6 protein-coding genes are annotated in these 11,155 nt (G+C 50.1%); 4 read left to right on the top strand and 2 right to left on the bottom strand.

All coding sequences use genetic code 11. The features are described from left to right. Positions 1–5: 5 nt before the first annotated feature. The gene (locus tag B5F34_RS12060; RefSeq protein ID WP_239448935.1) at positions 6–3,467 is read right to left on the bottom strand and encodes a TonB-dependent receptor; all 3,462 of its coding nucleotides are present in this window, start codon (positions 3,465–3,467) and stop codon (positions 6–8) included. Positions 3,468–3,758: 291 nt separating this feature from the next. Further along, the gene (locus tag B5F34_RS12055; protein WP_087339360.1) at positions 3,759–4,700 is read right to left on the bottom strand and encodes a FecR domain-containing protein; all 942 of its coding nucleotides are present in this window, start codon (positions 4,698–4,700) and stop codon (positions 3,759–3,761) included. A gap of 416 nt (positions 4,701–5,116) precedes the next feature. On the opposite strand from B5F34_RS12055, the gene B5F34_RS12050 reads away from it, so the two are divergent. The 4 genes from B5F34_RS12050 to B5F34_RS12035 all read left to right on the top strand — a co-directional run bounded on the left by B5F34_RS12050 (position 5,117) and on the right by B5F34_RS12035 (position 10,800). Beyond that, positions 5,117–6,019, top strand: coding sequence for a porin family protein (locus B5F34_RS12050; RefSeq protein WP_087339357.1), 903 nt, complete (start codon positions 5,117–5,119; stop codon positions 6,017–6,019). 60 nt (positions 6,020–6,079) lie between these two features. Continuing rightward, a complete protein-coding gene (locus B5F34_RS12045) occupies positions 6,080–6,658 on the top strand; it encodes an AraC family transcriptional regulator (protein WP_087339354.1) in 579 nt (192 codons plus the stop codon). Positions 6,659–6,761: 103 nt separating this feature from the next. Further along, positions 6,762–9,302 (top strand): heavy metal translocating P-type ATPase, encoded by a 2,541-nt coding sequence (locus B5F34_RS12040; protein ID WP_087339352.1) that lies wholly within the window; start codon positions 6,762–6,764, stop codon positions 9,300–9,302. Between the two features lie 178 nt (positions 9,303–9,480). Further along, positions 9,481–10,800, top strand: coding sequence for a cytidylate kinase family protein (locus tag B5F34_RS12035; RefSeq protein WP_087339349.1), 1,320 nt, complete (start codon positions 9,481–9,483; stop codon positions 10,798–10,800). The last annotated feature ends 355 nt before the right edge of the window (positions 10,801–11,155 follow it).

Raw genomic sequence — 11,155 nt, 5'->3', positions numbered from 1 at the left:
GTTTTTTATAAGGTAATATTCAATCCGAACGATAAAGTTTTCTGCAGGGGGTAGCCTATGCCTTCTCCTTCATAACCGCCGGTCAGAGTTTCCGGGTCGTATTGTTTGTCTACGCCCGATACTGTCCACAGGTTCTCACCGGAGAAGAAGATACGTAGGTTGCTGATTCCCCAGCGTTGGGTAATGGTTGCGGGTATGGTATAACCAATCTGCAAGTTTTTCAGACGGATGTAAGCTGCGTTTTGCAGGTAGCGGGTCTGTGTCTGCAAGTTCTTGTTGCTATACAGCGGACGGGGCAGGTAAGCATCCGTGTTGGCATCCATGTATCCTTCTTGCACAGACCATGTATTTTCGTTGCGGAAGTAGTCGCTTACGGCTTCAATGCCTGTTGCCTGCCACATGCCGCCACCGGTAGCTCCGAAAGTGAACACGCCTCCATTCCAGATGTCGCGTTTCATCACGCCTTGGAAGAATGCGCGGAGGTCAAACCCTTTCCAACTTGCGTTCAGGTCAAGACCGAAGAGGAAGCGCGGTGTCGTGTTACCGATAACGCTCAAGTCGCCCGTATCTCCCAGTCTTTCCGAACCGGAAGAGATGTATCCATCGCCGTTCAGGTCGGCATACATAATATCACCTGCGCGCCAGTCGGAGCCAAGGGCATCTTGTCCACCATTGGGCAGCGTAGCGAGATGCTGCTGCATTTCTTCATCGGTGCGTGCCAGTCCTACAGTGGTGTAACCCCATATTTCGCCGATTTCACGTCCGGGAATGTAGCTCCATATATCGTTGGAGGGGTTGTTGGGGTAACGCGTGATTTTGGTACGTGCATCCGACAGGTTGAAAGCAACGCCATAGCTGAGTCCGTTGTTCAACTGGTCTCTCCATCCCAGTGTCAATTCCCAACCTTTGGTACGCAAGTCGGTGTTGTTGGTTACGGGTACGGATGTTCCCAGAATGTTGGGCAATTCGGGAGCATAACCCACCATGTCTTTGGTGTCGCGGATGTAGTATTCAAATGAACCAGTCAGGCGGTTGTTCAGTAAGCTCCAGTCTAAACCGATGTTGGTGGTCTGGATGGTTTCCCAAGTCAAGTCTTCCGATACCAGTCCGGGAGCATAAGCCGTGTTGGGTTGGCGACCGTTCATCAGCCACGAACCGTTAGAGGCTCCTACACTCATGGTCTGGTAAGTCTGATACCAGTTAGTCGTGTTCTGGTTACCCAGTGTACCAAACGAAACACGCAGCTTCAACATATCTACCTTGTCTGCCAGGGGTTCAAAGAAAGCTTCACGGGCGAGGTTCCAACCTACAGAAACCGAGGGGAATACTTTCCAGCGGTTGTCTGAGCGAAAACGAGAGGTACCGTCGGCACGGATATTACCTTCAAGCAGGTACTTGTCGTTGAACGTGTAGTTTACACGTCCGAAGAAACCGGCAGTTGCCCACTCGTTTTCCGAACCGTACACATCGGGAGTGACTTCGCTTCCATCAGGTCCCAGACCGGTAGTCATGTCGATTTGTGATTTGTCGTTGAACAGAAGTCCGACACGTGTTAAACCATATTGTCTTTGTTTCTGGTTCTCGGCCTGGAAACCTGCCATGATATGGAAATTGTGTACATCATTGAAGAGGTGGGTATATTCTGTATATGCCGAGAAATTGTAATAGCTGTCTTTATAATAGCCTTCGTGTACTTCCGAAGTATCGTCTACCACTACCGGATTGCCGTTTACATCGTGATTGTAGAGTTCCTTAGTATCCCAGTGGCGGTCGTTGATGTAGGTGCTATAGTTAAAGTCAATATGCGTCACCCAGTTCTTGATGGGTTCGATGGTGAAGTTTACCTGATGGCTGACACGGTCGTTCTGCCAGCGGTCCTCACCGCCTTCTGCCAGTCCCAACAAGGGTGAAGGCGAATAGTAGAGGTAGCCGTTGCGGTCGTAGCTGGGCAGTACGGGCCATCCTTGGCGGACAATGTTGTGGTAAAGCATGGAAGTCATTTCAGCCGGACGTTTGTAGTCTTGGCGGTTGAATCGCGTAGAGTAGGTGAAGTGCAGCCAGTCTGTTACCTGCGAGTTGACTTTCAGCATCACGTTGTAGCGGGTCAAACCGTCTTCGCCTATTTTTATCATACCGTTCTGATGCATGTAGTTGGCCGAAGCATAGTAGTTGAGCTTCTTGTTACCACCATTGATGCTGAAGTTATGCTCCTGCGAGAATGTCCAGTCCTTGAACACGAGGTCGAAGTAGTCTTCGTCATTGATACCATACGCATAACCATCTTGCCACAAACCGCTTCCATCGCCGCGGTCGCTGATGGAATAAAGGATTTCGCCGTTGGCTGTAATGCGCGAGCCGGGACCATAGGGCTTGGCGTTGTGATAGGCTACGATTTGATCCATGCGCTCGGGCGTAAAGTAAACGCCGGCGCCACCATTGGTATTCGTATCGTTTATCCAGCTGGCAAAGTCTACGGAATTCATGGAGTGGTTCATATTGATAGCCGTACCGAAGCGGAAGCTGTTGTTGTAGTTGACAGTAATCTTACCTTCATCGTTTCCGGATTTGGTGGTGATAAGAATAACACCAAACGGTGCACGGGAACCATAGATGGAGGAAGCTGCAGCGTCTTTCAACACGGAGATACTGGCCACGTCTTGCGGGTTGATGGAGTTCAGGTCGCCTTCTACACCGTCAATCAGCACAAGTGGGGAACCGCTGGAACCCTGACCGATGGTTGTAGTACCGCGCACGTTGATGCTAGGAGAGTCTTCCAGACTACCGTCGGTCTGTGTGATGCGCAGACCGGGTACAGTACCCTGCAGGGCCTGGGTCAGATTCGTTACGGGGCGCTGCTGAATTTCCTCGGCGGTTACTACGCTGACCGAACCGGTGAGGTTTACTTTCTTCTGCGTTCCGAAGCCCACTACTACCACCTCGTCCAGCAGTTGGTTGTCTTCTTTCAGTGTAATGTTCAGAGGTTTGCCCGGTTCGGCTTTCAACTTCTGCGTAATATATCCAATGTAAGAAATGCTGATAGTAGCATCGGGCGACGAGAGAGTCAGCTTGAAGTTACCGTCGATGTCGGTTATGATACCATTGTTGGTTCCTTCTTCCAGGATGGAAGCTCCGATAATGGGCAGTCCGGTGTTGTCAATCACTTTACCGCTGATGGTCTGTTTCTGCTGCTTGTTCCCTTTTTGTTGCCGGGCATCTTTGGTAGTCAGTACGATGTTGTTACCTTCCATCTTCCAGGTAACTCCGACAGGGCCGAACATTTGGGTCAAAATTTCTGCTACGGTTTTCCCCTGCATGTTGACAGTGCAAAGTCTGTCTACATTGATGTCTTTGTTGTAGACAAACAGGTAGTCAGTCTGCTTCTCGATTTCGCTTAAGATGACCTCTACCGGTGTTTCTTTGCGGTTGATGTTAACTTTGGCGTTCTGTGCACAGATATTTTCGCTCATTACAGCGAAGGTTCCGAAACAGAAGCATACTGCTGAGGTTCTCGCAAATCTAAATAAATGTTTAATTCCAGGATTTCTTTGTGCATGGAAATCCAACAGAGGGATGTTTTTCATACCTTTGTGAATAAAAGTTTTAATACGTTTTTAGGAAAAGATTGTGTTATTGCTTTTGGGCCGGCAGGTGTTGCAGCACTTGCCGGTTTTGTTTCAGGATGTTTGGAAACACGTGTCGGATTAAGTAGGTTTTCTCATTATTCGTTCTGTTTTTAATGGTTAGTATTCGGGTTATTTTTATTGAATGTACACGATATTGTGCTCTATATCCCGGCTGTAACTGAATTCTACATCCAATTGCAGCACTTTCAGAATGAAATCCAGCCCTTCGGGGATGCGGAATTTTCCAGTGAGTACGATGCCTGCAATGCGCGGATTCTCAAGTCTTATTTCTATATCAAAGTATTTCTCCAGGTCTTTTAATATGTCGGCAAACGATTTATAGCGGAAACAATACAGTCCTTCGCGCCAGCGGTACACGTTGTAGTCGTCAATGTTCTCCACTACTAATTGGCCATCGAGCATGGTTGTCTTCTGGCTGGGAGCCAGCGTAACGTGCTGTTCGGGGTCGGAGGTGGAGCTCACTTTTACGCATCCCTGTATCAGTGACGTCTCAAAATGTTCGGTGTCCGAATAGGCCTCTACGTTGAATTCAGTGCCTAATACCTCTATGTCCATCTGGCTGGTATGCACCACGAAAGGTATTTCTTCGTTGTGTGTTACGTCAAAGTAGGCTTCGCCGTCTAATTCAACCTCACGTTGCCGCGTGCCGAAGGTTGTCGGATAGCTGAAAGTGGTACCGGCGTTCAGCCATACGTCCGTGCTGTCGGGCAGCAGGATGTTGACGCGCTGTCCGGAAGGAACCGTGATGGTTTGCATGGCCAGGGCTGTCCGGTGGTTTGTAAATATAAACCAAGTGGTGGTTAGGCTGAAGGTGACGGCTACTACGGCTGCTATCTTCAGCCATTCGCGCCAGAGACCTACCTGCCGTGCCTTGCTTTTACGCGGGGCAGCTTGCATGGGCATGGAGCCAAGTATCTGTCCGGCGTCGAAGAGCTTTCGTTCCTGGTACAGGACTCTGAGGTTTTCTTCCGAACTCTCGGCCCATTCCTTTATTTGTTTCATTTCTTCTATGGAAGCGTGTCCTTCGAAAAAACGGTATAATAGATTCTTGTTCATAAACGTGTTTTTTGAGGCGTTTCATATTAATAGCGTTTGAGAAAGGCTTGCCCCTAGTGAAAAATTCTGTTTTTTTTCATAAAATGAAAGGATACTGTAGAAGGGAAATCGTAAGTTGTTGAAAATATGCTTATTATAAACGGATTGCGTAGGCGTGATATTGCGTGTTAAAAGTGTCAGGCCAGATGTTTTTCTAGGCTGGATGGGGAGGAATAAACTTCCGAGGTATAAGAAGCAAAATGGCAAGGTATAAGAAGCGGATTTCCAAAGTATAGGAAGCGGGCTCCTTATATATAAGAAAATCAGCCTTTGCCAATTCGGGATTTGGCAGGATAATTTCTGTACCGGATTATTCCTGATTTCATAAATAAGTCCTATATTTGTTGCATATTTCATCATCTAAAGAACGATATTTTATGAAAAGGGTAATTATTTTCATTGCATGTCTGACGGCTTGTCTCAGTCTGGCCGCTCAAAGCAGGGAAGTGAAAGGTGTCGTAATTTATGCATCCGACAGTCAGCCGGTCATCGGTGCCGAAGTAAAGGTAAAGGGGACCGACATCCAAACCGTTACCGACGTAGACGGTAAGTTCGTATTGGAGGTACCTGCTGATGCAAGTAAGTTGAGAGTCAGTTCTATAGGCATGGAAACACGAACGGTCCGCATACCCGAAAACGTAGAAGAGGAGCTGCTGATTAATGTTCGGCGTGAAGAACGCATCGTAACGCCCTTTGTACAAATTGGGGTCAATGCCAGTCGCCCTAAAGGCGATGACGGTCCGGATGCCAGCAGCGCCCAAATGGGATTTACGGTAGGTGCAGGTGTCAGTTTTGCCATCTCACACCATTGGTCTATCACTCCTTCTGTCAACCTAAGCCAGCGTACAGCCCGTTGGGAGAATGAAGATTATGTGTATGTAGATACCAAAATCGAACCCTTGTATCTGGATATTCCCATCTTGGCCGAACTGAAGCTTTGGGGAAAGAACAACTTCAAGAGCATTATCAGTGTAGGTCCTTATATCTCATTCGGTGTAGGAGGGCAATACACCGCCACAAACAACTACCAGGACGGTGCTCTCGTAGAACAGAAGACCTATAAAGGGGACTTGTTTGGGGATAACGCTCCTTTAAAACGCTTTGATGCCGGCATTCAGTTCGGTATAGGATGGCAAGTGAAACATGTCTATTTTGGATTCAACGTCCAATATGGTCTTACCAATATCGACAATAAGGATTTCACTTCGGATACAATAATCATCCCTTCCGAACATATACATAATTTCAAGGCCGATTTCTCCATCGGTTATCGCTTCTGACCCATTATCTGGCATCATTTTTCCAGGAACTGCTGCCAGATAGCTATATACGCTGAAAGCATGACATCTTCTTCACCGTACACGTTGTATATCAAACACATGGTATGTCCACGCTGCATACGTGCCGTGACTGCTGTGCTCAATGAACTGGGACTGCATCCGCTCTCCGTGCAGCTGGGCTTTGCCATTCTGCCTCAGGAGCCGGACCAGACCCTTCGCCCGCGCATAGCCCAAGCCTTGCAGAAAGAAGGTTTCGAACTGCTGGATAATCCACGTATGCAATTGGTCGAAGCCTTGAAAGATGCTATTATCGACTTGGTTCACTATCAGGAAGAAATGCCCTGCGTGAATCTCTCCGATTACCTGGCGCACCGTTTCCACCGCGATTATAGTGCGCTGAGCAAGCTTTTTTCCGAAGAAACGGGTACCACATTGGAGAAATATGCCATCGCTCAGAAAATAGAACGTGCCAAGGAACTGCTGACCTACGGAGAACTGACTCTTGGAGAAATAGCAGACCGTCTGGGTTATGCCAGTACTGCCTATCTCAGTGCCCAGTTTAAAAGTGTGACCGGACTGACACCCAGTGCCTTCAGGAAGTCTGCTGAGAAAGAACGTAAATCTCTGGATGCTTTCTGAGCTTTCTTTCTTCTGCCATAATTCCGTAACTCTTTTCCATAAATCCGTAATTCCTTTCCCGGCAACCTCCTTATCTTTGCATTCGGAAAGAAAATAAGGAATCATGGAAAAGAATAATAGCTGTCAAGAAACCTTTCCCGTATTGGGAATGAGTTGCGCTGCCTGTGCCGCCCGTGTTGACAAGACCCTGAACAAGCAACCGGGCGTGTGTCATGCCGCTGTGAACTATGCCGCTTCGACGGCCACCGTGGAGTTCGACCCCGCACAGACTTCACCCGAGAAGTTGCAACATGCCGTACAGGAAGCGGGCTACGACCTTGTCATCGGGTGCGACGAGCATACGGTTGATGAAGTGGAAGAGGTGCACGCCCGCCACTATCAGTCTTTGAAACGCCGCACTGCATGGGCTGTTGCCTTAGCTGTGCCTATCGCCATCATTGGCATGGGATTCATGGACTGCCCGTGGGCAGGGTGGGTTACCTGGTTGCTCGCTACACCTGTGGTCTTCGGATTGGGGCGAAGCTTCTTCGGCAATGCCTGGAAACAGTTGCGCCACGGCTCGGCGAATATGGACACGTTAGTGGCGTGCAGCACGGGCGTAGCCTATCTGTTCAGTCTCTTCAACCTCCTTTTCCCCCACTTCTGGCTGTCGAAAGGCATCACTCCGCACGTCTACTTCGAGGCCGCTGCCGTTATCATTGCTTTCATCCTCTTGGGGCGCCTGTTGGAGGACCGCGCCAAGGGTAATACCTCACAAGCCATACGGAAGTTGATGGGGTTGCAGCCGAAGACCGTTACTCTCATAGTAAATGAAGAGCAAGGGATGGAAAAGGAATCAGCGGACAACTTCCAGAATACCTCCGTGAAGGAAGTGCGCATAGAGCAAATACGTCCCGGTGATCTCATTCTCGTCAAGCCAGGTGAACGTGTGGCTGTGGACGGCACGGTGACGGATGGTACCTCTTACGTGGATGAGAGCATGTTGAGCGGTGAGCCAGTCCCTGTTTCCAAGCAGCGGGACGATAAGGTCTATGCCGGTACCATCAACCAGAAAGGGAGTTTCCGCTTCCGCGCCGACCGGGTAGGGACAGACACTTTGTTGGCTAAGATTATCCGCATGGTGCAGGACGCACAAGGCTCGAAGGCCCCGGTGCAGCAGTTGGTAGACCGGGTGGCTGCCGTCTTTGTGCCTGTCATCATGGGTATCGCCTTGCTCGCCTTGGTGCTTTGGCTGGCATTGGGCGGCACAGACGGACTGACTCACGGATTGCTGGCGTTGGTGACTGTGCTTATTATTGCCTGTCCTTGTGCCCTGGGACTGGCTACCCCGACAGCTATCATGGTGGGAATAGGCAAGGGAGCCGAGCGAGGCATTCTCATCAAAGACGCCGAAAGCTTGGAAACTGCCCGACGGGTGAATGTAGTAGTGCTTGACAAGACCGGCACCGTTACTGAGGGGCATCCCACGGTGCAGCGCATCCTTTGGACCAGTGACGAGGCCCGGCAGTATGCTCCTGTCCTTCTTGCTCTTGAAAGGAAGTCCGAACATCCGTTGGCCGAAGCGATAGTCTTAAATGAAGAACTGGGAATGAATGATGCAGAATGCTTTGTTGAGGGATTCGAGAGTGTGACAGGGCAAGGTGTGAAAGGTGTATGTGGAGACAGGACTTACTACGTAGGCAACCGCCGCCTGGTGCAGGGCAAACGCATCGTCCCTGCCCTGCAAGAAGCCGCCGCACAGTGGGAGCAGGAAGCACAGACGGTTATCTGGTTTGCCGACGGGCAAGAAGTTTTGGCTGTCATTGGCATCACCGACCGTATTAAGCCTACTTCCGTTTGTGCTATCCGCGCCTTGCAGGCTAAAGGCATCGACGTCTATCTGCTGACAGGCGATAACGAGGCCACCGCGCAAGCTATTGCCCGTCAGGCAGGTATCGCGCATTACCGTGCCGGAGTATTGCCGCAGGACAAGGCCGTTTTCATCCAAGGACTACAAGCCGCAGGCAAGGTTGTGGCAATGGTGGGCGATGGCATCAACGACAGTGCCGCTCTGGCCCAAGCCGACCTGAGCATCGCTATGGGCAGCGGCAGCGATATTGCTATGGACGTAGCCAAGATGACTATCATTTCCTCCGACCTGACCAAGATAACCGAAGCTTTGCAACTCTCAAGGCTCACCGTGCGTACCATTCGCCAGAATCTTTTCTGGGCGTTCATATATAATATGATCGGCGTGCCCATTGCCGCGGGCGTGCTTTATCCCATCAACGGCTTCCTGCTTAACCCGATGATTGGCGGGGCAGCGATGGCCTTCAGCAGTGTGAGCGTGGTGACCAACAGCCTGAGGTTGCGCCGGAAGAAGTTATCTTTGGAATTGATGATGAATGATGAAGAAGTTACCAATATAAGTCAAACCAAAACTGAAGAAAAGACAATGGAAAAGCAATTCAAGGTTAGCGGCATGATGTGTCAACACTGCCGCATGCATGTAGAGAAAGCATTGAACAAGCTGGAAGGCGTCAGCGCCACCGTCACCCTCGATCCACCCGTGGCCACAGTGACCTTCAGCGGCAAGGAGTATTCGCTCTCCGAACTGCAGCAACAGGTAACGGAAGAGGCTGGTGAATACACGCTGAGCGAGTGAGTAGCCAGGGGACGGATTATCCGGAGTAGCCGTCAAGAAAGATCCCGTAACGGAGAAAAGAATCCGTTACGGGATTTTTGGCAATAAGTAACAGCCCTCTCCAGTGACAAGGACGTCGAAAATTCCGTATCTTTGTCCCGCTTTAGCGCAAGCGGATACACATAACTATATATACATTATGAAGAACAAATATATCATTAGACGTTATCTACTCTTCGCCCTCGCCCTTTTTGTCAATGCCCTGGGCATCGCCTACATCACCAAGGCCTCGCTGGGTACTTCACCCATTACCAGCGTCACTTACGTAGCCAGTATGTTTACCCCACTTACAATGGGACAGTGGACCATTGTGCTGAACCTGCTGTTCGTCTTGCTTGAACTGCCGTTTATGACACGCAAGCAGGTCAAGGAAGACTTGCGCATGTATCTTTCGCAGATAGTCATTACCTTCTTCTTCGGGCTGTGCATTGACTTGTGCATGTATCTTATACAGGGACTGGTGCCCGTCAGTTACCTCAGCAAGATAGGAAACCTGCTGGTGGGCTGCGTCATCCTGGCCTTGGGCATTGCGTTGGAAGTAAAGGCCGATGTGGCTATGATGGCGGGCGAATACTTTGTACGGGTATTGGCCAAGCGCTTCCGCAGAGACTTTGGATACATGAAGCTGGGGTTTGACTGGTCGCTGGTGCTTCTGGCTGTGTTGCTGTCGTTCGGCTTTATGGGAGGACTGTACGGTGTGCGTGAAGGCACGGTGATAGCAGCCTTGCTCGTAGGGCCTATCGTGCATTTCGTCAGCCCTTGGTATCGGTTTGTTGACCGTTGGATTTCGTCAGGACAAGTCCCGTCTGTACCGTCGGAAGCTGGCTCGGAACAGCTGCACACGGTTATCACCATAGCCCGCGAGTTTGGTAGCGGCGGACACCTGTTGGGTGAGATGCTCTCCAAGCGGCTGGGCATACGGCTTTACGACAAGGAGTTTATTCATCTGGCTGCACAGAAAAGCGGTATTAACGAAGACTACATCCGTCGCAACGAACAGTCCATCCCCTCTTTCTGGCTGAAGTGCATCCTGGCCGCCGGCAGCGAAAGGTCACGTGAATGGAGCCTCTCGCCAGACGACGTGCTTTTCGTGGCAGAAAGCAACATCATCCGCGAACTGGCGGCACAAGGGCCGTGCATTATCGTGGGACGCTGTGCCGACTACGTCCTGCAACATCGCCCGAAGCTCATCAGTGTGTTCTGCTATGCTGACCCGGAGAGTGCCGGTCGGCGTTGCACCGAAGAGTATGGCATAGCAGCAGACAGGGCACAGGCCGAAATGACCCGCGTCAACCGCAACCGAGTGACTCATTATGAGTATTATACAGGGCAGAAATGGGGAGAACCGCATCACTATAACCTGATGCTTAATACCGGTAGTCTGGGATTGCAGACTGCGTGTGATTTGGTAGCAGAACTCTATCAGCGACAAGAAAATGGAAGCGGGCAGGTTGAATGAAGGCTTGTAAAAGCGGAAGTACTCTAAAATTTCCGACCTACAAATGGGTTGTCTTGCATGCTGTTGATAATCAGTGTTCTACTTCTGATATATAAGCAGCACGCTGCTCATCGCGTGGCAGCATGCTGCTTATGGCTTGGCAATTTTGGGGAAAGCGCTTATCAGAGAACTGCCTGATATGCACGGGACATCGGCGCTGTGCATAAAAAGTTTAAATCACTTCGTTATATTCGCGAAGAAACTCCTATCTTTGCAAGTACAAACGTTCTATGGCGACGTTATGAGATTCCTGGGTTACCAAGCAAACCAGAGGTTCAAACACGTGCTCAGTAGAAAGATGAAAGGCAAAGGCATG

It is taken from the genome of Mediterranea sp. An20 (assembly GCF_002160055.1).
GTDB lineage: Bacteria > Bacteroidota > Bacteroidia > Bacteroidales > Bacteroidaceae > Bacteroides > Bacteroides avicola.
Note: the sequence above shows the minus strand (reverse complement) of the source record. Positions and strands in the feature narration are given on the sequence as shown.

Bases quoted from the DNA above. Each gene is read 5' to 3' on its own strand.
- B5F34_RS12060 (WP_239448935.1), bottom strand. From the start codon at position 3,467: ATGAGCGAAAATATCTGTGCACAGAACGCCAAAGTTAACATCAACCGC.
- B5F34_RS12055 (WP_087339360.1), bottom strand. From the start codon at position 4,700: ATGAACAAGAATCTATTATACCGTTTTTTCGAAGGACACGCTTCCATA.
- B5F34_RS12050 (WP_087339357.1), top strand. From the start codon at position 5,117: ATGAAAAGGGTAATTATTTTCATTGCATGTCTGACGGCTTGTCTCAGT.
- B5F34_RS12045 (WP_087339354.1), top strand. From the start codon at position 6,080: ATGACATCTTCTTCACCGTACACGTTGTATATCAAACACATGGTATGT.
- B5F34_RS12040 (WP_087339352.1), top strand. From the start codon at position 6,762: ATGGAAAAGAATAATAGCTGTCAAGAAACCTTTCCCGTATTGGGAATG.
- B5F34_RS12035 (WP_087339349.1), top strand. From the start codon at position 9,481: ATGAAGAACAAATATATCATTAGACGTTATCTACTCTTCGCCCTCGCC.